We start from the raw sequence: 23,443 nt of genomic DNA, 5'->3' as shown, positions 1-23,443 counted from the left end.
TTTGCTTTTGGGCCTGTCCGGCAGGTGTCGGCGCCATGTGTCCGATTTTGACAATCCGACGGGCACGATCGCGGGGCGCTGCGGTCCCAGACTCTGTGGCCGGATACCGACCTGGATTGAACTGGAGGATGGACCGAATGTTCAGGAAGCTCGCTGCACTTTACGCCCTGATCCGCAATGACATCAGGACGCTCCGTCTGGCGGTGAGCCATCCGGCGCGGCCAGTCTGGTTGATTCCTGCACTGATGGCCGTCCTGATCTACGTGCTGTCGCCACTCGATCTGCTCCCCGATTTTCTCCCGATCGGGCTCGTCGATGACCTGGTGCTCGTACCGCTTGTGGTGTCGTGGATCGTCCGCCATCTGCCGCCCGAGATTCGCCGGACCGCCGGGACGAGCGAGGAGCGGGCGCGTGCCTGAGCCGGTCATGCCCGCCTCCTTGGGCGGCCGACGGTTACCCGCAGATCGCGGTGAGCATTTCGCGTCGTTCGTCTTCGGCTTCGGATAGCAGTCGATCGAGATCCGCTCGTTCGTCGATGGGTACCGCGGCGTCAAGCAATCGGGCGCGATCCTCCTCGCTGTCGTTATCGAACGGATTCGGGCTGATCACGGAAAGGGAGGCGATCATCAGCAGATCGGTGAGGTTCGCTGGGGGCCAGATGCCGCCATAAAGTGCGGTGTCGTCGATACCTTCACTGAGTTCGCCCGGCAGATCCATGGCCTCCAGCAGCAGGGCACTTACCGCACCGCGCCAGGTCGAGATGAATTCGGCAAGCTGGCTGGTGTCGGCCGAGAGATCCGGGTATTCGGCAATCCGGGCAAGGAGATAGAAGTCGCCGATGTTTCGCAGCATTCCGGCGATCAGCGCGGTGTCCGGTGAGCAAACCTTGCACTTGCGGGCCAGAGCCCACGCGCGTGCCGCAACGTCGATCGAGTGCATCCACAGTGCGGAGGCGATGATCTGCAGCGGCTCGGAGCGCAGATCGTCCGACAGCTGACGCGAGGCCACCACGAAGGCCAGCGTCCGCACGGGCAAGAGGCCGATGCGCATGACGGCTGGCGGGACCGCGGTGATCGGCTGGCCTGAAGGATTGAGCAGTGCGGAATTCGCCATTTTCAGTATCCGTGCGGACAGCACCGGCTCGGTCTGGACGAGGTGCGCCACGTCCGCCAGGGAGCTGTCCGGGTCATCGGCCAGCTCCTTGATCTTCATTGAAATCTCGAAGACGGTCGGAAAGGCGATCTCCCCATGCGAGAGTTCGTGCTCGATATCTGCAGCCAGGCAGGCAAGTTGCTCTTCAAGCTGAGTCATGTTCGATCGGATGCAAACAAGGGAAAGCCAGTGTAGCCCAGCTGGCCGCGGGTGTCCGCCACCCGATGCGGTGGGCGGAATCGCGCTACGGAGTCTCGCCCCGACTGGCGAATTTGCGTCTGTACATCTCGCGATCTGCGTGTTTGAGCAACTCGTCGGTATCGTTGCCGTCCCGCGGAAACATTGCCAGACCTACGGCGCCACCGAAGCGCACGGCGGCAATCGATTCCGAGTCGACCGACGTGAGTGGCTCACGTAACAGCGATTCGATCTTGTGGCGAACATTTTCAGCCGCCGTGCTGTTATCCACGTCATTCAGCAGGATCACGAATTCATCGCCGGCGTAGCGCGCAACCGTGTCGGCGGTCCGCAGCGCTCCGTGGAGTCGTTCAGCGATCTCGACCAACACCAGATCGCCTGCGTGATGTCCGAGCGCGTCATTCACCTGCTTGAAGCGGTCCAGATCGATGAAAAGCAAGGCGAACGGTTTGGTATTGGCACGGGTATGGTAATCCGCGATCCGTTTGCCGAGGGCGCGGGTGATTGCTTCCCGGTTGGCCAGGCCGGTGAGCCGGTCGGTGCGCAGGCGGTACTGCATCGACTCGAAACTACGCGCCAGCTCGCCGATCTCGTCGCGCCGCACCACCCCGACCGGTGTCTCCAGGTCGCCTTCGCCAACGCTGCGGGCTGCATCGGTCAGGCGCTTGAGGTCGGCCACGACCCAGTTCAGGATCCTTATTCCGATCAGGGTTGCGAGGATTGCGGCAATCAGTGCCGCCAGCGCAGTGCGCATGACGTTCTCGGTGACGCCATGCATGAAGTCCTTGCGCGGCACGGCAACGACGGTAATCCACTCGAGTCCCGCATCATCCTTGATCCGATCGAATGCAGCGTAGACCGGTTCATTGTCCGGACCGTTGAATACGCGGGTGAGCGCGGGATCATCCTTGCCGCGGTCCTGCTGAGGCAGAAGGTCGCGGACCTCCGCATAGGTGCGTTCGAGCAGCGGGTTGCCGCTCTCGGCCGCACTCAGGCGGACGTTGGTGCCGTCGGGGAGCTTGTGCACGTTCGGACTGGCGGACGAAGCGATGAGTTTGCCATCGGGTTCGATGATGAAAGCCAGACCGTTCTCGGAGATGTTCAGCCGGCCCACGAAATCGTTGAGCCGCTGAAGCGATACGTCCGTTGCGACGACACCCTCGAGTTCACCTGTCGCCGACGCAACCCGCCTGGCCCGCGTTGCCACCAGCTCGGCGGTACGGAAGTCGATGTAGACCGAGGTCCAGGTATGCTGTTTAGATGATTCGCCGGCCTTGTACCAGGGGCGCTCGCGTGGATCGAAAAGCTTCTCTTCGCGAGAGGCAAACGTGAGCGCGCCGTTGATTCCAAGGAAGCGGTAGAGCGTGCGGTGCTCCTGCGCGTCGAGCTTGATGCGCAGCTCGCCTTCCTGCATCGACGGGCGATACAGGCCGATCGCCTGTCCCAGGCGGTTGCCGTAATAGACGTAGTTGTTGGGATCGTGGTGCAGAGAGGTGGCAATCCAGAAACGGGTGCGGAGATTGGCCAGATCGTCCGCGATCGACGTCGGGGCAGGCATGCCGTTCGGAAAAGCGGCTTCCAGAACCGCACCCGAGCCGACGATATGACGATCCACCGCCTGGCCGATGCGCGCGACGATTTCCTGCAGATGATGTTCGGATACGGTTTCTACCGCGCGACTGCCCGCGACATAGGAGAGCGTGCCGATGGTAAGCGCAAGCGTGAGCACCAGGGCAACGTAGGGTACGGTGAGTACTTGCCGTAGCGAGAGATAGGAGCGGCTGGAGCGTACCGTCATATTTTCATTATCCACCCGGCAATAAGGGCACCGTGCTTTCGTAGCCACGTTCGGGCCGAGAATTGTCGCACGCTCGCCAGAATGAAATAGTGAATTTGTACAAATAGCGAATGTGCATTACCTCATCAAACGTCGCTTACCGGATATCGCTCGCTAGCGTGGCAACGTGATGCGATTGAGAAAGCCTGCATCGTCGCCAATCCAGGCGGATCCGTCGCGCACGATCAGATTGCTGCTGGTCTTCCCGCTCAGCGGGTAGCTTGCCAGCGTCCGGCAGCGGCCATTGCAGTCCAGGGCGACAAGCTGCGACTGCGATTGGGAAGGCAGCAACAACAGCGCCCGCCCGCCTGGTCTTGTCACGACCGCTGCGCCGTCGAGCTGGCGGCTGCCGATGCGGTGGGTCGATACGCCGGTAGCAAGCGGCATCGGTGACAACTCGCGGCCGTGGCGCGTGTAACCATAGAGCATCCCGCCGATGTGTGGCGTCAGCACTGCGTAAAGGCTGGTCGGACCGACAAGCGGATTGAGCCAGCGCGACGGTTCGCCGAAATCGGGGCCGGAGGCGACGATTTCGAGTCTCCCCTGTTCGATCCCCACCAGTGCAAGGGCGGCCCCGCCTTGCGGACTTGCACTGACCAGCGCCAGGCCGGGACGGGCGGCAAGGCTGAGCGGGCGAGGCAGAAGATCTTCGAACACCATCGGGGCGGGAAGCGACAGTCGAGCCTCGACCGCAAGGCTGTGTGGGTCGATCATCAGCAGCGCGGTCGGTTCGATGGCGTCGCCGAGAACGCCATGGCGGTATCGGGTGCTGCTGCCTTCGGCAAGCACGAACAGCTTCGCGTCGCCGTTGCCAGCGAGATCGAAGCGCACGATGCGTGCGTCGGGCAGCGCTTGCGCTGAAACGCGCTTGACCTCCACCCAGCGCCGCGCCCGGTGTTCGAAGCGCAGGACATCACCGTCGGCCGAGATTCCCCAGATTGCCGCCTGGCCGCAGGCGATGCCTCCCTGCAGCGAGAGCAGGCCCGGAGCTGAAGGGCTCACCTGATCGAGTGCATCGATAGTGATCAGCGCACCGTCCTTTCCGATGCCGACGAGCGCGTCGAAACAGGCATGCAATGGCGCCTCGGGTGAGAATTGCGTGGCCCGTGTAGCCGGTGCCCCCCCGCGCAGGCTCACGATGCGACCATCCGCAAGCAAGGCGGACACCGAGCGGCCGTCGTCGACAAGCCAGCGTGGCGCGCTGTGCACATCGATCGCTCCGGGCTGGGCGCCATGTGCGCCGGATGCAGCGAGCGCGCAGAGTGCAAGGGTCAGTGCCAGGGCCGACAGACGGGTATGAAAAAGGATGAACAATGCCTTCACACTGGGGCGAGGTTGCATGGTTGATCCTCGCTTCTTATCCCCTTCAGCGAGGCGCCGTGGTCGGCGCCCCTGGTGATCCGTCCGGGCTGCCGCCGCGAGCGTTGCGAGTACGCGGTACAGGCCATCGAGTCTGCTGGTCGTTTTGCGGTGGCCTTGCGTTGCGATGATCGTCGTGGTCACGCCGCGCCTCCGGCGCTTGCGGCCTTCCCGCGCGCAAACGGGAGCGGAAGCAGGAAGGCCACGGTACACAGGATCAGGCCGTAGAGATTGGCGCCGAGCAGCATGGCGTACTTGCCGCTGCCGATCGCCCAGCTGGCGGGTAGCATCTGCAGCGCTAGCAGAACGCCGAGCAGCATGCCGGTCCAGAACGAAAAATGAAAGGAGGCCGGCGAGTGGTCGACATGGCGTGACAGCAGGAAGGCAGGCGCCAGACCGATCACCATCGTACCGCTGATGGTGGTGGCCTTGAGGATGTCGGTGCCGGCGATCATCGGCAGGTTGCCGAGCACCGCGAACACCACCATCGACAGCGCGCCGATGGTCATTGCCCGCGGTGACGGCCGGCGTCCGGCGAGCAGCGGTAGCTCGTGCGCGACCGCCTTCGAGAGTGACGAGAAGGTGGAGTCGAGGGTCGACGCGGCAGACGAAATCATCACCACCGCCATCGCGAAGAAGCCCGCATAACCGAGGCCGCGCGCCACTTCGGCGGGCACGTTGCTCGACACCGGAATACCGTCGAGGCGCGCATGCACGCCGATCAGGCTGAAGGCGAAGATCGCCGCGAAGCCCAGCACGCCGGCGACGATGAAGGCGCGCAGCATGGTCTTTTCGCGAGTGATGAAACCGCGGTCGGTGAGCACCGGGTCGTGGAAGGGGTAGGACACGACCTGCAGCAGCGCGACCAGCAGCAGGTCGCCGCCGGTGTCGAGGGCGAAGCTGCCTTCGGCGAGCAGGCGCGCCGGTTCGTTGGCAGGAATCACCCAGGCCAGCACGATACCCAGCGCCAGCACGAAGACGACGGCCTGGATCACGTCGGTGAAGATCGAGCTGCGCAGTCCGCCCTTGAGGCTGTAGAACAGCACCGCGGCGGTGAATAGCAGGGCCGAGGCGATGAAACCGTAGCTGCCGGAATCGCCGTAGTAGCCACCGACCACCGCGGTGTTGCTCCAGACTTCATTGAAGAGCCGCACCAGGATGGCCGCCGAGAATGCCAGCGCTGCGCCGCGGCCGTATTTGCCGATGAGGAAGGGCACCAGGCCAGTGGCGCCCTCGCGGGTGCGCAGCCGGTAGATGACCACGCCGGCGACCGGGATCGACAACCAGTAGGTGGCGTAGGCAAGGCCGCCGACGATGCCGTAGGCCGCGCCAAGGTTGGCCGCGTTGGTCACCGATTTGGCGAAGATCCAGCTGATGAAGATGCTCATCATCAGCGCCCATTCGGAGGCCGGCCGGCCCTGTTCGTCATGGCCCTGGAAAAAGCCGGCATCGCTCCGGACCCGCGGCGAGACGAGGTACATGACGGCACCGAAAACGATGAGGAAACCCCAGAAGAAGAGGCCTTGCAGGTCAGAGAGTCGAGTCATGGCGGTGTTTGCTCCAGATCGTTCGGGTTGGTCGCACGCTCAGGCTTCCAGCGCGCCGCCGCAGCTCGAGCCCTGGCCGGCGGTGCAGCCGAAGCAGTGATCGGCGACGCGGATTGGCCGTCCCTCGACACCGGCGGCGCTCAGGTCTGACAGATGCACCCGCGGGCGATCGGCGATGAGCCCGAGGCCGAGTTGCTGGTTGAAATCGCAGTCGTAGGCGTAGCCCTGCCAGTCGATCGAAAGCAGCGTGCGGCACATCACGCCTTCGAGGTTGTGCGCCTGATGGGCGCTCTTGAGCAGCGACATGTAGGTGTCGAACTGTCCCTTGGAGATCAGCGTCGAGCCGAAACGCTGAATCGGCATGTTGGTGATCGTGAAGAGCCGGTTGAAAACCACGCCGAAGGTATCGGCGAGATGCGTCTTGTAGGCCTGCTCCAGTGAATCCTGGGGGGGCGGCAGGGCGGCGCCCTGGGGGTTGTAGACCAGGTTCAACAGCAGCGGGCCGTCCTGGCCGCCATAGCCCAGCGCGTTGAGCCGGCGCAGCGCACGAATGCTGGCCTCGAAGGTGCCCTTGCCGCGCTGCCTGTCGACGTTGTCTTCCTGGTAGCACGGTAGTGAGGCAACAATCTCGACCCGGTTCGCGGCAAGGAAGGCCGCCATGTCTTCGAAGCCGGGTTCTTCGAGAATCGTGAGATTGCAGCGGTCCATTACGCGCACCCCGAGCGCGCGCACCGCGAGCACGAGACGTTTGAAGTGCGGGTTCATCTCGGGCGCGCCACCGGTAAGATCGAGGGTGTTGACCTGGCGATTGGCCTTCAGGAAGGCGATCACCGCGTCCACGTTGGCGGTACTCATCTCTTCGGTGCGCTTGGGGCCGGCGTTGACGTGGCAATGGACGCAGCTCTGATTGCAGCGGTAGCCGAGGTTGACCTGCAAAGTGTCGAGCTGGCTGCGGTGCAGTTGCGGGAAGGCCGTTTTGGCCAGCAGGGGGAGGGTTGCGTGCATGTGGATCTCCGGTTTTTTCTCTAGACCGTCGGGGGTCGCAGATCCTTACAGAGTGGTGCGTCGGGACCGGGCAGGGTACCGAATGGTGGCACGGCTCCTGCTTCAACAGGGGTCAAACTGGAGGTTCTTATTCGATGCTCAGGGTCTTGGTGGTTGATGAGTCGGCCGAACGGGCCGGAGAGATCTGCGCAGCGCTGGCGCTGGCTGGGCATCAGGTTGCTGCGACGCTTGCCAATCCGCTTGAGCTGGGCCGGAAGGTCGATGAGGTCAGGCCCGATCTGATCCTGATTCATACGGAATCGCCGACGCGGGATACGCTCGAGCACCTTGCCGAGATGAACCGGGCCTTTCCGCGGCCCGTCATCCTGTTTTCGAAGGACGAGGCGGGCGAGACGATCCGCGATGCCTTGCGTGCCGGGGTTTCCGCCTACGTGGTCGATGGACTCACGCCGAGCCGGATCGAACCGGTCATGCGTGTGGCGATGGCGCGCTTCGAGGAATACCAGGCGCTGCGCAAGGAGCGGGACGACGCCTCGCGCAAGCTCGCCGAGCGGGTGACGGTGGAGCGCGCCAAGGGCATCCTGATGAAGGTCCGCGGTTTTGACGAAGAGGCGGCCTATCATGCGCTGCGCAAGGCAGCGATGGAGCGCGGACGCAAGATTGCCGAGGTCGCGCAGGAACTGATCGATTCGGCCAGCCTGTTGCTCTAGTGCGCCACTTCCGATCGTGGGGTGGCGGATATGCTGCCCCGAGCTTGTGCATGTCGCACCCGGGTGGTGCGCCGCAGCAACCAGAAGGAGCCGACCGCACGATGCGTTTCGCGAACAAGCCCAGCAATCCCGCGTTTTTTCCGATTTTCGAGAATCTGGCACGTATCTGGCTATACGCTGATCAACACGGGTCAACGGCGATCTGTGGCGATCAGCAACTTGGACAAGGGCGTCCATCTTCGTGCAAAGCAGCGCACGTGGATGAACGCCCGTTTTTTTCGTCTCGTCGATTTGGGCCAGTAAATTTTCGGATCAGGAGTTATTCATGTCGGATCAGCGCAAGGAAGTCGGGGTGCGGCGGCGCATGTTTCTCAAACAGGGAGCAGCCATGAGTGCAGCAGCAGGGATCGGGCTCGTACTGCCACAGTCGAAGGTGTGGGCAGCGGGTAGCGAGGGTCTTGAGAAGACCACCCTCAAGTTCGGCATCATTCCGCTCACCGATTGCGCGGCGATCGTGGTGGCGAAGGAAAAGGGCTTCTTCAAGAAGCACGGACTCGACGTCGAGGTGTCGAAGGAAGCGTCCTGGGCCAATATTCGCGACAAGGTCTCGCTTGGCGAACTCGATGGCGCACACATGCTGGCAGGCATGCCGCTAGCCGCCACCCTCGGGGTCGGCGCGACCCCCAAGGAGACCATCACTGCATTTTCGATGGACCTCAACGGCAACGGCATCACCGTCTCGAACGAGCTCTACGAGCGCATGGTCGAGGCCGATCCCGAGGCGATGAAGCACCGCCCGACCACCGCGATTGCGCTCAAGAAGGTCATCGAGGCCGACAAGAAGGCCGGCAAGGAGCCGATGACCTTCGCCATGGTGTTTCCGGTGTCCACCCACAACTACGAGATCCGCTACTGGATGGCCTCGGGCGGCATCGACCCCGACAAGGATGTGCGCCTGATCGTGATCCCGCCGCCGCAGATGGTGGCCAACCTGTCGGCGCGCAACATCGTCGGCTACTGCGTCGGCGAGCCCTGGAACCAGCGCGCGGTGGAGATGGGCATCGGCCGCTCGATCATCACCAACTACGAGATCTGGAACAACAACCCGGAAAAGGTCTTCGGCGTCACCCGCGAATGGGCCGACAAGAACCCCAACAGTCACAAGGCTGCGGTACGGGCGCTGATCGAGGCGGCGCAGTGGATGGACAAGCCGGAGAACCGCAAGGAGGTCGTGAAGATCATCTCGGCCAAGTCCTACGTCAATGCACCGGTGGACGTGGTCGAGAACTCGATGACAGGCACCTGGCTGTATACCAAGCAGGAAGGCCCGGTGCAGATGCCGGACTTCAACGTCTTCTACCGTTACGCGGCGACCTTCCCGTGGCGCTCTCACGCGGTTTGGTTCCTGACCCAGATGGTGCGCTGGGGCCAGATCGAGCAGGCCATCAACTTCAAGAAAGTCGCCGAGCAGGTCTACCGTCCCGACATCTATCGCGAAGCGGCCAAGGGACTTGGCATTCCGGTGCCCACCATCGATTACAAGACCGAAGGTACGCACGCCGCCGGCTGGACCCTGGACAAGGCCTCCTCGCCGATCGCCATGGGGCCGGACAAGTTCTTCGACGGCATGACTTTCGATCCGGCAAAGACGGTCGAGTACCTCAAGGGCTTCAAGGTGCACAACATGAAGGTTGCGCTTGACGCCCTGGCCAAGGCCAACGCGTGAGCCGGATATCGGCAAAGGAGTCCACGATGACAAGCATGAGCATGAGCATGACGGCCGACGGCCATGTGGCGCCGCACGCAGTGGCCGAGGCGGCTCCTGCCGCACCAGCGGTAGCGCAGACGCCCGAGCCCGCGCCGGCGGAGCCGGCCGGACGACGGGGCGAGGTGATGCGCGGCTTCATGTTGCGCGTGGTGGCCGCCGCAGCCGGGATCGGCGGCCTGCTGGCGGTGTGGCTGGCGGTGTCCACCCATGTGCCGGAGCTGCCGGGGCCCGGGGTAACGTGGCAGGCAGCGCTCGAGCTCTTTGCCGATCCGTTCTACAACAACGGTCCCAACGACATGGGCATCGGCTGGAACGTGCTCTACTCGCTCAAGCGGGTCGGCATCGACTTCGGCCTTGCCGCCGCGGTGGGGATTCCGCTCGGTTTCATCATCGGGCGGTTCCGTTTCTTCAATATCGCAGCCGAACCGGTGGTGAGCCTGCTGCGCCCAGTTTCGCCACTGGCCTGGCTGCCGATCGGACTGCTGGTGTTCAAGGATGCCGACATGGCCGCGATGTGGGTGATCTTCATCTGCTCGATCTGGCCGATGATCATCAACACCGCGGCGGGCGTGCGGGCCGTGCCGCAGGACTACATGAACGTGGCCCGGGTGCTGGCGTTGTCGGAGTGGAAGGTGGTCACGAAGATCCTCTTTCCGGCGGTGCTGCCGCACATCCTCACCGGTGTGCGCCTCGCGGTCGGTACCGCCTGGCTGGTGATCGTCGCGGCGGAGATGCTGACCGGTGGCATCGGTATCGGCTTCTGGGTGTGGGACGAGTGGAACAACCTCAAGGTCGAGCACATCATCATCGCCATCTTCCTGATTGGCGTGGTGGGTCTGGCGCTCGAATACGCATTGCTGTGGATTGCCCGCCGAGCCAGCCACGGGGCCACGATCAACTGATTGCCTGAACGGGGCGTGGCACTCGGCCATGCCCCTGCGGAGAGATCCAATGAATGCACCCATCGTCAAGATCGAACAGGCCGGCATGGCCTTCGATACCAACAAGGGTCGTTTCGTCGCGCTGCGCGACATCGACCTCAACATCCACAAGGGCGAGTTCGTCTCACTGATCGGTCACTCCGGCTGTGGCAAGTCGACGCTGCTCAATCTCATCGCCGGGCTCAATCTGCCTACCGCAGGCGTATGCCTGTGCAACGGGCGGGAGATTGCAGGGCCGGGACCGGAGCGGGCGGTGGTGTTCCAGAACCATTCCCTGCTGCCGTGGATGACCTGCTTCGAGAACGTCTACCTCGCGGTGGAGCGGGTCTTCGCCGCCAAGGAAAGCAGGTCCGAGCTCAGGGCGCGTACCCGCGCGGCGCTCGAGATGGTGCATATGGACCACGCCATGAACAAGTACCCGCATGAGATCTCGGGCGGTATGAAGCAGCGGGTCGGCATTGCCCGCGCGTTCTCGATGGAGCCCCAGGTGCTGCTCATGGACGAGCCCTTCGGTGCGCTCGACGCGCTTACCCGGGCGAGCCTGCAGGACGAGCTCATGGGCGTCATGGCAAAGACCGGCGCCACGGTGGTGATGGTGACCCACGATGTCGACGAGGCGGTGCTGCTGTCGGATCGCGTGGTGATGATGACCAACGGGCCGGCCGCCACCATCGGCGAGATTCTCGAGGTCAGGCTCGACAAGCCGAGGGACCGTCTCAAGCTGGCCCACGACAGCCGCTTCGCGGCCTATCGTGCCGCGATCCTCGAGTTCCTCTACCAGAAGCAGATGAAGAAAGCCGCCTGAGCGGCTGCGCCAGCCGGCGCGATTGCCGGCTGGCGGGCGTGGCTGTCAGCTGCGGCGCCTGCGGCCGGCCGCGATCAGGCCCAGCCCGGCAAGCATCATCGCCCATGTGTCGGCTTCAGGCACCGGGCTGATGGTGAGGCGGGCGAGCACCGGATCGTGATCGCTGAACTGTTCGGCCGCAGTGAATTCGCTGTTGATGTGCACCACCTGGTACTGCGCGCCGGCGGCCAGTGCGCCGCTGACCAGGATGTGGTCGAGTGCCTGGGCGTTGCCTTCGTAGATGTAGGTGTATCGCTCCGCCTCGGCGAGCGTGTCGGTGAGGTTGCTCAGCCCCGCTGCCTCGAGGCGGGCCAGCGGCGCAGAGAACTGGAAGTCGTTGAGATCGCCGAGTACCACCACCCGCGCCTGTGGATCGGCCGCGAGCAGGCCCGCGACATGCTCGCCGACCACGTCGGCCTGGGCGATGCGTTGCAGTTCGCTGTCGAGCTGTGGCGCCTGGATGCGACCGAACAGCGGATCGTCTCCACCCTTCGAATTGAAATGATTGTCGATGATGGTGATCTGTTCGCCATTCACGCTGAATACCGCGGCCAGCGGCTTGCGCGAGTCGTTCCAGGCTGGATTGCCGGCGTCGACGCGGCTCATCGATTCGAAGCTCACCACCGCCGGGTTGTAGAGGAAGCCCACGCGGATGTTTGCGCCGGGCTGGCCGCCGTCCATGTTGTTTACCGGGTCGATCTGGGCATAGGCGTAGGTCGGCCCGCCGCTGCCGGCGATGGCGTCGATGAGGCGTCCCCAGGTCTGGCTGGCGTCGGTACTGCCGCTGTTGGTGGCGCCGTCGTTATCCTGGACCTCCTGCAAGGCGAGGATGTCCGGCGCCTTCAGGTTGGTGACGATCTGGCCGGCGAGGCCATTGAATTTTGCGGCATCGGCGTTGCCCGCCAGGTTCTCGACGTTGAAGCTCGCCACCGAGAGCTGTCCGGCACGCGCCGGTGAAGCCTGCTCGCGGACCAGCCCGCCATTGGCGAGCACCGGTGCTTCGGTGAGTTGCAGCTTGTAGTTCGCAAAACTGTAGTCCATTACGCCGGTCACGTTGGCGAGCGTGTCGCCGACCCTGGCCTGCGGCATGGCGGCGGTGCCGATCAGGTTGCTCGAAAGGAGCACTCGCTGACCGTTGAAGTTGTCGGGTCCTATCGTCGCGCCACCGCGCGCGTTGGCCAGTTGTGCGCCCGTACGGTAATCGGCCATCACCGCCAGTTCGTGGTTCTCGGCGCTGCTGCCGACCGAATACTGCCGGGTCGCCCCGACCGCACTCGCGCCGCTTACGCTTACCCGCATGCCTTCGAGGCTCTCGTAGAAATCGATGGCGTGGGTGAGCGGGTCGAAGTGATAGGACGGGTTGTTCTCGATGCTGCCGCCAAGCGAGGCGCTGATCGCAGAGGGCGCGGCGAAGCCGTTGCCGATGGTCACCGCGGTGGGCAGCGCATTGCCGCTCGAGACGCGGCTCCAGCTCAACCGGGCGATGTTGTCATCGTTCTTGATCTCGGTGGTGCTGAGGTTGTTCCATGCGCTGTTGCTGCTCGAGCATGAGAGGTTGTTGCCGCCGCTGCTGCAGCCCGGGCGGTACTCGAAGACCGTTCCGGCGACCCGTACGCCGTCGCCGACCGCAGGCTTGGGGGATGAGGCGCCGGTGAACACGAAGATCGCATCGGAGGTAGCCGCGTCAGCGTCGCCGAGCGCGTCCTGGATGTAGAAACCGGTCGCGCTCAGAGCGGTCACGATGCCTTCCACGCCGGTCACCGCCTGATTGTGAAATGCAGAGAAGTGGCCTGCGCCCTGGATCTCCATGATCGACAGGGCATGGGCGCCGGGCGTGGAGAACAGGGCAACGGCGGCAAGGCTGAATTGGCGTAGCGTATGGGTCGGACGCATTGGGGGCTCCAGCGGGCAGGATTATGTCTTAGGCATTATTGCATCGCCGGAGGCAGCATAGCCCCGAAGGATTGCAACGGCGTTTCGATGCGATGTCAGCACCTTGGCAGGTGCGCAGCGTCAGGCGATCTGTTTCCCGTGGCCCGCAACCGCCGACGCCCCCGCGTCATGGTGATCCAAGTTCGTTTCGAAGGAGTTGAGTCGATCGACGAAAATGCGGAATCCTTTTCGCAGTCGGCTCGCCATCAGATCCGCATCGGCGATCTCGCCCCCATGCTCCGGGCGGAGCGCCTCGTCGAGCATGCTGCGCAGCGCCGTATGGGCCACGCCGATCGCCCTGAACTCATCAAGCCTGCCGTAACGTGCCGCGCCGTCGCCTTTGTACCAATTGGTGAACTCGCATGTTTCCGCTCCGAGATGCCGGACATCGTCAACCCGCCCCGATTCAAGCGCCGAAATGACCTTGTCGACGAGACCGCCGTGGCAGAACCTGGCCATATGAAACGGGAGGTCTTCACGGTGGCGGTGCTGGCTTCCGATCGCCCGCCATGCCGCCGGTTGTCGATATGCCCGCACCCATTCCGGCAGCTTGGCCGCAGGCATCGGACGGGCAATGCCGTAGCCCTGGCCGAGATCGCAGCCCATGTGGAGCAACAGTTTGCCGTGCTCTTCGCTCTCGACACCTTCGGCGATGACCTGGCGCTGAAAGGCTTCGCTGAGGCCGATGATGGCCTCCACGATGGCGAGATCCTCAGGGTCGGCCAGCATGTCGCGAACAAACGAGCAATCGATCTTCAGCGTGTCCACGGGGAGTCGTCTAAGGTAGGTGAGCGACGAATAGCCGGTGCCGAAATCATCGAGCGAGACCTTTACCCCGAGCGCGCGACACTGCCCGATGATCTCCGAAACCCGGCCGATGTCATCGAGCGCGGTCGTTTCCAATACCTCGAGCTCGATCAGCCTGGCCGGAACGTCGGGGCGAGATTCGAGCAGCCGTTCGAGTTCCGCGGCGAAACCGGTCTGCTGCAAGTGGCGACCGCTGATGTTGATGCTGACCCTGATCTCGAGGCCGTCGGCGAGCCAGTATGATTGCTGGCGCAGTACCTCGCCGATCACCCATGTGCCGATTTCGATGGCCAGATCGTTGTCTTCGACCAGAGGAAGAAATTCCAGTGGGGGCACGAGCCCACGCTGCGGATGGTTCCAGCGCAGCAAGGCTTCCGCACCGAGCACCCGGCCGGTGCGCATGTTGACCTTGGGCTGGAAATGCAGGATCAGTTCGTCGTCGCGCAGCGCGGAGGCAACGCGCGTCAGGGTCTGGCGGCGAGCCTGCATCTGGCGGTTCTCTTCGGAGTCGAAAATGCGGTATCGGCCCCGGCCATCCTCCTTGGCGAGGTACATCGCATGGTCGGCGTGGCGCAGCAGCGTATCTGCATCGACATCGTCGTGCGGAAACAGCGTGACCCCGATGCTGGCCGAAATCCTCGCCACTGCGTCTTCGGCCACCGCGTAGCTGTCGGTCAAACCGTCTACCAGTCGTGCCAGTGCGGTTTCGCAGGCCGACAGATTCTCGATGTCGCCGAGCAACATGACGAACTCGTCGCCGCCCAGTCGTGCCACGCTGTCGCTTCCGCGCAGCATGTTCCTGAGCCGGTCGGCGATCTCGATGAGAAGCCTGTCGCCGGCCGAATGGCCAAAGCGGTCATTGACCGGTTTGAAGCCGTCGAGGTCGAGGTAGCAAACGGCCAGCCATTTTCCGCTGCGGCGCGCCGCCAGCATGGCGTGCTTGATGCGGTCCGCCAGCAGCACCCGGTTGGGCAGCCCGGTGAGGGCGTCGAAGTGCGCCATGCGCTCAAGCTTTTCCTGTTGCTGGAGCAGTCGGGTGATGTCGGTGAACACTGCGATGTAGCGCGAGACCCTGCCATGGGAATCGCATATCGCGGAAATCGTTTCCATCTGGGCGAAGAGCTCGCCCGATTTGCGTCTGTTCCAGATCTCGCCGCGCCAAGACCCGGTTTCGCGTAGCTGGGTCCACATCCCGCGATAGAACGTTTCGTCGTGCTTGCCGGATTTCAGCAGTGCGGGCGTCTTGCCGAGGACCTCGTCGCGCGAATAGCCGGTGACGGTCGTGAACGCAGGGTTGACATCGACGATCCTTCGCTCGGCATCGCTGATGATGATGCCGTCGCGCGCATGATCGAAAACACTCGCCGCAAGCGAGAGCTTCTGTTCCAGTTCGTAGCGCTCGGTGATGTCCCGGTTGATGCCGACCAGGCGATGGGCCTTTCCCGATTCGTCGGCATGGACGGTGGTTCGAGCCTCGACGAATCTGACATGTCCCTGCCGATCGACCACGCGGAATACCGTGTCGAAGCGTCCGAGGGTGTCAATGGCGTTCTGCAGCTGGATCGAGGCGCGGCTGCGATCTTCCGGGTGTACGCGGTCTCGCCACGCTGAAATGTCGCCGCTGAACGCTCCGGGCTCGACGTCATACAGCGTGTGCATGTGTGCATCCCAGAAGAGTCTCCCGGTACGCAGATCCAGATCCCAGGTGCCGATCTGTGCGGCTTCCTGGGCCAGACCAAGACGTTCGCTGGTCTCGCGGATGTCGGCGGTCATTGCCGCCGCCCGGCGTTCCACCCGTCGCCGTTCCGTGCTGAGAGACCAGATGATGGCGAACAGCAGCAGGTCCACGAGCAGCCCGCCGCCGGCGATCAGTTCGGGCAGACTGCTCGCCGTGAGGTGTTCGAATGATTGCGAGCTGTGGAAGGTGGCGGTCCACGTCCTCCCGGAAAGTGGAATCCGGGTGGTGCGCATGAAATGCCCGCTTTCGATGGTCTTGTGGGGACGGCTATCGTAGAGGAGGGTGTCTGCCGAGCGGGTTTCGGTCTCGTCGTAGAGTTCGAAACCCACTTCGGGGGTGTCGCTGCCAAGGATGCCCCGCATCAGATCGTTCATGCGGAACGGGCTGTACACGTAGCCCATGAGTGCCTTGCGACGCTGTTCGACGGTGTCATGCGGCAGGCCGGGACGATAGACGGGGAGGTACACCAGAAAGCCGGCCTGGACGTCTGTTGCCGTTTCCTGAACCAGCACGACGCGGCCCGAAACCGCCGCGGATCCGGCGTCGCGGGCATGCTCCATGGCGGCGCGGCGCATCGGATTCGAGTACATGTCGTAGCCGAAGGCACGGCGATTGCGCCAATCGAATGGCTCGAGATAGACAATCGCGCTGTACATGTCGCGTGCGCCTTCCGGCTTGACCGAATAGTCGGCAAAGCCTTCCGCACGGACAGAAGCGACGTGCCCCGGAAGTTGCTCCGGTGCGAGCATTTCCGCATAGCCGATACCCTGTATTCCGGGGAAGCTCTTCTCTATCTGCATCCGGTCCACAAAGGTCTGCCACTCGCTGCGGGTCGCGGGGCGGCCGAGCGCATCGAAAAGGGCGACGCCGCTGCGCAGCACCTGCTCGTATTCGAGCATGCGGTTGCGGATCCGTTGTACCGCGTCTTCGACGACAAACGAGAAGCGGTCGTTTGCGCGGCGTTCGACGTACTCTTTCGAGATGTACCAGCCGAGCGTTGTAATGACGAGCGATATCGCGAGGATCAGCCATGCGGTGATCTCGTTGTGCAGCAAGGAGGCGATGCCTTGCCGGTGCTGACCCGTTTCGCTCTGCATGGGGCTCCCTGTATTGGTGTTCTTCTGGCCAGAGATGAAACATGCCGCTCGAGGATCCGCGCGTGCGCGTTCCCGGCGTGCATGAACCGTTTTCATATCGGGCCGGGAGCGGCGAACTTGAGCGCAGCGGTCTCGTTCCGCGGGGCGGCGGGCAGGGGGCCGACGGAGCTTAGAGCGTGACGACCCCGAGCCCGCGGGCCAGCAGCAGGGCGGCTACGGCGAGGCTCAGAATAGCGAAGGCGAGGCGGAGGTGGCGGCTGTCGACTCGTGCTGCGACGAGGCGGCCTGCCAGTAGTGCGACAACCGCCCCGGCCGCAAACGGCCGGGCGATGTGCCAGGTGATCGCGCCGTGCAGGGCCGCCGCCGACACGCCGCCCACGGATACCATGGCGATCACCGCCAGTGAGGTGGCGAGTATGCTCCGTGCGTCAAGATTGGTATGGCTGGTAAGCGAAGGCACGATCACGAACCCTCCGCCAACGCCGAGCAGCCCGCTGAGCGTGCCCGAGAGCGCTCCGGTGAGTGCCATGGCGCGCGCACAGGGCAGGGTCCATGCGAGCCGGCCACCCGCTTCGGCAACCCGGCATTCGGGCGGATTCGAGATCTCCACCGTCGAGCCGGGGCCTGCCGGTCGACGAGCCTGCCGCAGCATTCGCCAGGCGGTCCAGGCGAGCACCCCGGCGAAGGCCACCATCAGCGGGGCATCCGGAATGTGCTGGGCAAGCCATACGCCGAACGGAGCGAGCAGCATGCCGGTAATGCCGATGAGGGTCGCCGCGCGATAGCGCACGATGCCCTCGCGAAGGCCGAGCGCCGCACCCAGTGCCGCGGCGATGCCGACCGCGAGCAGCCCGATCGGTGCGGCTTGCTGCATCGGCAGGTGGAGCCCGAATACCAGCAGGGGGACGGCAAGGATGCCGCCGCCCGCCCCGGTCAAGGCCAGCACGATGCCGACCACGCCGCCAAGGGCCGAAGCGACCAGGCCGGGATCGAGGCTGTCCAGGAACATCTCAGCGCGTAGCCGGGCGCCTTTCGGGGATCACAGCGCGTTGAGCGGAATCTTGATGTAGCGCATGCCGTTGCTTTCCGCCGGCGGCAGTTCCCCTGCGCGCATGTTGACCTGAACCGAGGGCAGCATCAGCGTCGGCATCTCCAGGGTGGCGTCCCGGTCCGCCCGCATGGTTGCGAACTCGTCTTCGCTGACGCCGTCATGGACATGGATGTTGCCCGCACGCTGTTCGGCGACCGTCGTGACATAGGCCATGTCGCGTCCGCCGGGTTGATAGTCGTGGCACAGGTAGAGCCGGGTTTCCGGCGGGAGCGAGAGCACCTTGCGGATCGAGCGGTAAAGCGTGCGAGCATCGCCGCCGGGAAAGTCGCAGCGGGCGGTGCCGTAATCGGGCATGAACAGGGTGTCGCCGACGAAGGCGACGGTGTCGTCGCCATCCGAGACAACGTAGGTCATGCATGCCGGCGTGTGGCCGGGGGTGTGCATCGCGCGGCACTGCAGCGTGCCGATGGCGAAGGTTTCGCCATCGTCGAGCAACTGGTTGAACTGGCTGCCGTCCCGCGCAAAGTCGGTGCCGGCGTTGAAGAGCTTGCCAAATACCTGCTGGACGGTGGTGATGTGGCTGCCGATCGCGAGCCGGCCCCCGAGCTGGGCCTGAATGTAGGGCGCGGCGGAAAGGTGGTCGGCATGGACGTGGGTCTCGAGAATCCAGTCGAGCGTTGCGCCGAGCGTGCCGATCCGTTCGATCAGCCTGTCCGCACCGCGGGTGCCGGTACGCCCGGCCTTGGGGTCATAGTCGAGAACGCTGTCGATCACCGCACAGCGCATGCTTCGAGGGTCGACGACGATGTAGCTGATGGTGCTCGTGGTCTCGTCGAAAAAGGCTTCGATCTGCATGGATTCGTTCATCCTCGGCTCCGGGCCGTTCTCCGCCGACAGCAGGCCGGTGGATATTAATCAGAGGTTGCTAATATACCACTTGAGCAACGGAACATTGCCGGATTTGGCGGGTCGATTGGACTACATGACGAGGATCGTGTCGATGATTTCTGCAACCCGGATTCGCCTGTCTGCCCTGGCCGTGCTCCTTTGCATGGCGAGCATCGGTCAGGCGGCGCATGCGGCCACCCTGTTGATTGCCGCCTCCAAAGCGGGGCCGGTGCGTGTTGAGCGCGTCGCGGAAGGCCTGGATGTGCCATGGTCGCTGGCCTTCCTGCCCGATGGGCGGATGCTGGTCAGCGAGCGGGCCGGACGACTGCGCCTGGTTGGCACCGATGGTGCGGTTTCACCTCCTCTGGCTGGCGTGCCGGCGGTATATGTGAGGGGGCAGGGCGGCTTGCTGGATGTGGTCGTGAGTCCCGATTTTGCGGCCGACGGCCTGATTTTCTTCAGTTTTTCCGAGAGGACGCCCGACGGCGTGCGCACCGCGGTGGCGCGGGCGCGGCTCGAGGTGGATCACCAGCGCCTGGCGCAGGTGAAAGAGATCTTCGCGCAGCGCGACGATCCTGACGGGCGTCACCACTTCGGTTCCCGGCTGGTAGTCGCCCGTGACGGTACGCTTTTCGTGACCTTGGGCGAACGTTACACGCAGCGCGACAAGGCCCAGGATCTCGCCAGCCATCTGGGCAAGGTGGTGCGGATCAGGCCCGACGGCAGCGTACCTGCCGATAATCCTTTCGTCGGGCGAAAAGGTGCGCAACCGGAAATATGGTCCTACGGCCATCGCAACGTGCAGGGTGCGGCGCTCAATCCGCGCACCGGGCAGCTATGGACACACGAGCATGGCCCGCAGGGTGGTGACGAAGTGAATATCGACCGGGCCGGTGCCAACTATGGCTGGCCGGTGATTACCTACGGTCGGGAATACGTGACCGGCTTTGCCATCGGGGAGGGAACGACCAGGCCTGACATCACGCCGCCGGTTCACCGGTGGACACCCTCGATCGCGCCATCCGGCATGGCCTTTTATAGCGGCAAGCTCTTTCCTGTATGGCAGGGCAGCCTGTTCGTCGGCTCGCTCAAGTTCGGGATGCTGTCACGGTTGAGTCTCGACGGCGACCGGGTCGTGGGCGAGGAGCGTTTGCTGGAGGAACTCGGCCATCGCATCCGCGACGTCCGCCAGGGACCCGATGGCGCGCTGTATGTGCTCGACGAAACGGACGGTCAGATCCTTCGACTGTCGCCGGCGCGGTGAGCGCTTCCCGGCTATCCGCGGGCGAGTTGCCACAGGTTGAGCAGGGCCAGTATCAGGCACAGTACCTGCCAGAAGCGCAGCGGATTGGTTTCCAGCAGCGGTTGGCGATGAATCCGCGCCTCGAGTTGCGGGTTGGGGCGCGTGAAATCCTGCAGGAACTCCGAGAAGGCTTCGTAACGGTAGGCTGGATTCGGCTGCAGCGCCTTGCGCAGACAGCCCTCCACCCATAGCGGCAGTTCGCGGCGCACGCGGTTGGCCGGGATATAGTCGAGCTCGCCGTAGTTGTCGATGGAGACCCGTTTCATCGCTGGCTCGTCGAACGGAAGCTTGCCGGTGATCATCTCGTAGGTAATCACGGCAAGGGAAAACAGATCGGAACGGAAACTGCCCGGTTCGCCCATGAGGTATTCCGGTGCCACGTAATTGACGCTGCCCTGCGGCACCGACTTGTCGAGCGGGGAGGCAATCTCGTCGGTGCCCGCGATCAGCACGGTACCGAAGTCGAGCAGCTTCACGCGCCCGTCACGGTTGATCATGATGTTTTCGGGCTTGAGGTCCTGGTGCACCATGTCGGCGCGCTGGAAGGCGCGCAGGCCGTCCACTGCCTGTCGCACGATGTCTCGCACCGCATCGAGCGGCGGGTGCGGGTTGTCCTGCATCCACTCGCGCAGGTTCATGCCCTCGATGTGCTCGCCGAGGTAGTAGAGGAAGCGCTTGTCCCGGGCGGGGCGGAAAGTCTTCATCACGTTGGGATGGTCCAGTCGCTGGCCAACCCATTCCTCGCGGATGAAGCCGTCCAGGTAAACCGCATCTTCCTTGAAGTTTTCCGACGGGGCCTTCAGGACGAAGCGCTCGTTGCTGTCGAGGTCCTTGACCAGGTACATGTGACTGCGGGTGCCGCTGAAGATCACGTCGAGCACCTCGAAGCCGTCGATGCGGTTGCCGCTGGCAAGTACCGGAGGAATCGGTAGCTGGGTGAGGCGGCGGTGCGTCTCGTCGAGGGTCTCGAGCGGGAGCCGGTCTACGCTCACGATCAACGCAGTGAGATTGTCGTCCGAGCCGGCCGCGAGCGCGGCATTCACGATCGTTTTTGCGCAGCCTTCGAGGTCCTCGTCGCAACCGGCAAGCAGTTCGCGCAGATTGGCGCGGGGCAGGACGCCGTGCACGCCATCGGTAGTGAGCAGGATGCGGTCGCCTTCCTGCAATTCCAGCGTATGGTAATCAACCTCCAGATGGCTGTCCGCGCCGAGTGCGCGGGCGAGGTATTCGCGGCCGCCTTCGGTGAGGGTGTGGTCGCGGGTGATCTGCTCGAACAGTTCGCCGCGCATGTGATGGATGCGCGAATCGCCGGCGTGAAAACTGTGAAGCGTGTTCGATTTTGCAATCACCGCCGAGAAGGTGGTGAGCATGCTGTCCTGTCGCGCGTTGCGCGCCGCATTCTGGCGGTGGATCCAGCTGTTGAGACCCTGCAGCACCTTGGAGGCGGCGTTGCGGGTGCTCCAGGTGGGCGGGGTGCTGAAGTAGTCGGTGATGAAGACGGTGGCGGCCATCTGGCTCGCCACCTGTGAATCCTCGCCGCTGCTGACGCCGTCGCAGATCACCGCGGCGGCACCTTTCAGATCGCGCTCGATGCCGTCGGGCATGTGGGCGGTAAAGGCGTCCTGATTGATCGCCTTCACGCCCGCGCTTGAGTAGCCGCCGAAGCGGACCTGCAACTGTTGGCTCATGCCCTGGCCAGGAGTTTCGGGGGGCCTCAGCTTACGCTGATCAGCTCCACGCTGCCGTCCTCGCGCACTTCGGCCATGTGACCCTGGGGTTCTTCCATGAACAGTAGGGTGACGAAGCCGACCACCGCGGTCAGGGCGATCACGCCGAAGAAGATCTCGTAGCTCACGAAGGACAGTACGGTCAGGTACACCACCGCGCCGACGTTGCCGTACGCGCCGGTCATGCCGGCGATCTGGCCAGTGAGCCTGCGCTTGATGAGCGGCACCACTGCGAACACTGCGCCCTCGCCGGCCTGTACGAAGAAGGAGCAGGCCATCGCTACGACCACGGCGACCCACAGCGGCCAGCTGGCGTTGGTCATCGCCATCAGCGCATAGCCCGCAGCGAGTCCGGCGGTAAGGATCAGCAGGGTCTTCTTGCGGCCGAAGCGATCGGAGATCCAGCCGCCACCCGGGCGCGACATGAGGTTCATGAAGGCATAGGCAGAGGCAACCAGGCCGGCCTTGACCGGATCGAGGCCGAAGGTCTCGCTGAAGAACAGCGGCAGCATCGACACCACGGCGAGTTCCGAACCGAAGGTGGCGAAGTAGAGGATGTTGAGCACCGCGACCTGCTTGAACTTGTAGCGGTGCATCTCGGGGACCGGCTTGACGAAGATCTCGTGGTTGACCTTGTAGGCGCCGTAGCAGTCGTAGATGAAGATACCGACGAGCGCGAGGTATATGCCCAGTGCCGTGCCCGAGCTGATCATCTTCACGCCTTCGGGCGAGAGTTTCCAGGTGAGCAGCGCGAGTGCCGCGTACATCGGCAGCTTCATGAGCAGCAGGAATACGAAGTCGCCCTTGCTGGTGACCTCGAGGCCGCCGCTCTTCTTGGGCTTGAAGTAGGTCGAACCTTTGGGGGTGTCGCTGACGTTCTTGTACCACAGTGCGCTGAACACCAGGCTCATCGCGCCGGTGATGCCGATCGCGTAGCGCCAGCCGTCGTCGCCGCCGAACATCAGCGCGAGGCTCGGCAGCACCATCGCTGCGGCAGCCGAACCGAAGTTGCCCCAGCCACCGTAGATGCCTTCCGCGGTGCCGAGCTCATTGGCAGGGAACCATTCGCTGACCATGCGGATGCCGATCACGAAGCCCGCGCCGATGAAACCGAGCAGGAAGCGCGCGATCGCCGCCTGGGTGAAGGAGTCGGCCAGTGCGAACATGAAGCAGGGAATGCTGGAGATGAACAGCAGCGCCGCATAGGTGATGCGCGGCCCGAACTTGTCGGTGATCATGCCGATCAGGATCCGCGCGGGGATGGTCAGCGCGACGTTAAGGATCAGCAGGGTCTTGACCTGCCCCGGCTCGAGTCCCAGCGACTTGGCGATCGCCGCGAGCATCGGTGCGTGGTTGAACCACACGAAAAAGGTAATGAAGAAGGCGATCCAGCTCATGTGCAGGATCTTCATTTTTCCGCTGAAGGACAGCAGGTTGAAACCGGTGTCTTTGCTCATGGCATCAACTCCAAAGTGAGAAATAGAGGGTTCCGGCCGCACGCCGCCCTCGGCGCCCGATTCACGGGGCGCCGACAGGCGC

17 protein-coding genes are annotated in these 23,443 nt (G+C 63.8%); 6 read left to right on the top strand and 11 right to left on the bottom strand.

What is annotated here, in order from left to right:
• The first annotated feature begins 137 nt into the window (after nt 1-137).
• On the top strand, nt 138-419 hold the full coding sequence (locus GQB03_RS00710; RefSeq protein ID WP_159682814.1) for a YkvA family protein: 282 nt from the start codon (nt 138-140) through the stop codon (nt 417-419).
• A 34-nt stretch (nt 420-453) separates the two neighbouring features.
• On the opposite strand, the gene GQB03_RS00705 is transcribed toward GQB03_RS00710, so the two are convergent.
• From GQB03_RS00705 to arsS, 5 genes are all read right to left on the bottom strand, one after another.
• Nucleotides 454-1,311 carry an HDOD domain-containing protein gene (locus GQB03_RS00705; protein WP_159682812.1) on the bottom strand — a complete coding sequence of 286 codons (858 nt, stop codon included), beginning with the start codon at nt 1,309-1,311 and terminating at the stop codon, nt 454-456.
• A gap of 85 nt (nt 1,312-1,396) precedes the next feature.
• Nucleotides 1,397-3,148: a diguanylate cyclase domain-containing protein gene (locus GQB03_RS00700; RefSeq protein WP_159682809.1), complete on the bottom strand. Its 1,752-nt coding sequence runs from the start codon at nt 3,146-3,148 to the stop codon at nt 1,397-1,399.
• A 153-nt stretch (nt 3,149-3,301) separates the two neighbouring features.
• Nucleotides 3,302-4,528: a hypothetical protein gene (locus GQB03_RS00695; protein WP_159682806.1), complete on the bottom strand. Its 1,227-nt coding sequence runs from the start codon at nt 4,526-4,528 to the stop codon at nt 3,302-3,304.
• 158 nt (nt 4,529-4,686) lie between these two features.
• Complete coding sequence (locus tag GQB03_RS00690; RefSeq protein ID WP_159682804.1) at nt 4,687-6,093, bottom strand: sodium:solute symporter family transporter; 1,407 nt, start codon at nt 6,091-6,093, stop codon at nt 4,687-4,689.
• Nucleotides 6,094-6,132: 39 nt separating this feature from the next.
• The gene (gene arsS, locus GQB03_RS00685) at nt 6,133-7,098 is read right to left on the bottom strand and encodes an arsenosugar biosynthesis radical SAM (seleno)protein ArsS (RefSeq protein WP_159682801.1); all 966 of its coding nucleotides are present in this window, start codon (nt 7,096-7,098) and stop codon (nt 6,133-6,135) included.
• A gap of 134 nt (nt 7,099-7,232) precedes the next feature.
• Between arsS and GQB03_RS00680 the strand changes: the two genes are divergently transcribed.
• From GQB03_RS00680 to GQB03_RS00665, 4 genes are all read left to right on the top strand, one after another.
• Nucleotides 7,233-7,808 (top strand): ANTAR domain-containing response regulator, encoded by a 576-nt coding sequence (locus GQB03_RS00680; RefSeq protein ID WP_159682798.1) that lies wholly within the window; start codon nt 7,233-7,235, stop codon nt 7,806-7,808.
• A gap of 325 nt (nt 7,809-8,133) precedes the next feature.
• Nucleotides 8,134-9,534 (top strand): CmpA/NrtA family ABC transporter substrate-binding protein, encoded by a 1,401-nt coding sequence (locus GQB03_RS00675; protein ID WP_159682795.1) that lies wholly within the window; start codon nt 8,134-8,136, stop codon nt 9,532-9,534.
• 26 nt (nt 9,535-9,560) lie between these two features.
• Nucleotides 9,561-10,478, top strand: a complete 918-nt coding sequence (gene ntrB, locus GQB03_RS00670; RefSeq protein WP_235026888.1) for a nitrate ABC transporter permease — start codon at nt 9,561-9,563, stop codon at nt 10,476-10,478.
• Nucleotides 10,479-10,527: 49 nt separating this feature from the next.
• Nucleotides 10,528-11,322, top strand: coding sequence for an ABC transporter ATP-binding protein (locus GQB03_RS00665; protein WP_159682793.1), 795 nt, complete (start codon nt 10,528-10,530; stop codon nt 11,320-11,322).
• Nucleotides 11,323-11,367: 45 nt separating this feature from the next.
• Here GQB03_RS00665 and GQB03_RS00660 read toward each other — a convergent pair whose 3' ends face one another.
• From GQB03_RS00660 to GQB03_RS00645, 4 genes are all read right to left on the bottom strand, one after another.
• Nucleotides 11,368-13,254, bottom strand: coding sequence for an endonuclease/exonuclease/phosphatase family protein (locus GQB03_RS00660; protein WP_159684009.1), 1,887 nt, complete (start codon nt 13,252-13,254; stop codon nt 11,368-11,370).
• A gap of 120 nt (nt 13,255-13,374) precedes the next feature.
• Nucleotides 13,375-16,935, bottom strand: a complete 3,561-nt coding sequence (locus GQB03_RS00655; RefSeq protein ID WP_159682790.1) for a bifunctional diguanylate cyclase/phosphodiesterase — start codon at nt 16,933-16,935, stop codon at nt 13,375-13,377.
• 169 nt (nt 16,936-17,104) lie between these two features.
• Nucleotides 17,105-17,944, bottom strand: coding sequence for a sulfite exporter TauE/SafE family protein (locus GQB03_RS00650; RefSeq protein WP_159682787.1), 840 nt, complete (start codon nt 17,942-17,944; stop codon nt 17,105-17,107).
• A gap of 30 nt (nt 17,945-17,974) precedes the next feature.
• Nucleotides 17,975-18,853 (bottom strand): MBL fold metallo-hydrolase, encoded by an 879-nt coding sequence (locus GQB03_RS00645; protein WP_159682785.1) that lies wholly within the window; start codon nt 18,851-18,853, stop codon nt 17,975-17,977.
• A gap of 133 nt (nt 18,854-18,986) precedes the next feature.
• Here GQB03_RS00645 and GQB03_RS00640 point away from each other — a divergent pair, with 133 nt between their 5' ends.
• Nucleotides 18,987-20,138: a PQQ-dependent sugar dehydrogenase gene (locus tag GQB03_RS00640; protein ID WP_159682782.1), complete on the top strand. Its 1,152-nt coding sequence runs from the start codon at nt 18,987-18,989 to the stop codon at nt 20,136-20,138.
• 11 nt (nt 20,139-20,149) lie between these two features.
• On the opposite strand, the gene GQB03_RS00635 is transcribed toward GQB03_RS00640, so the two are convergent.
• Both GQB03_RS00635 and GQB03_RS00630 read right to left on the bottom strand, forming a co-directional pair.
• Nucleotides 20,150-21,865 carry a bifunctional protein-serine/threonine kinase/phosphatase gene (locus GQB03_RS00635; RefSeq protein ID WP_159682780.1) on the bottom strand — a complete coding sequence of 572 codons (1,716 nt, stop codon included), beginning with the start codon at nt 21,863-21,865 and terminating at the stop codon, nt 20,150-20,152.
• A gap of 26 nt (nt 21,866-21,891) precedes the next feature.
• On the bottom strand, nt 21,892-23,361 hold the full coding sequence (locus GQB03_RS00630; protein ID WP_159682778.1) for a NarK family nitrate/nitrite MFS transporter: 1,470 nt from the start codon (nt 23,359-23,361) through the stop codon (nt 21,892-21,894).
• Nucleotides 23,362-23,443 lie beyond the last annotated feature (82 nt).

This window comes from Cognatazoarcus halotolerans, from assembly GCF_009800965.1.
In the GTDB taxonomy this organism is placed as follows: Bacteria; Pseudomonadota; Gammaproteobacteria; order Burkholderiales; family Rhodocyclaceae; genus Cognatazoarcus; species Cognatazoarcus halotolerans.
The sequence above is the reverse complement of the archived record's forward strand: the minus strand, read 5'-3'. Positions and strand labels throughout refer to the sequence as shown.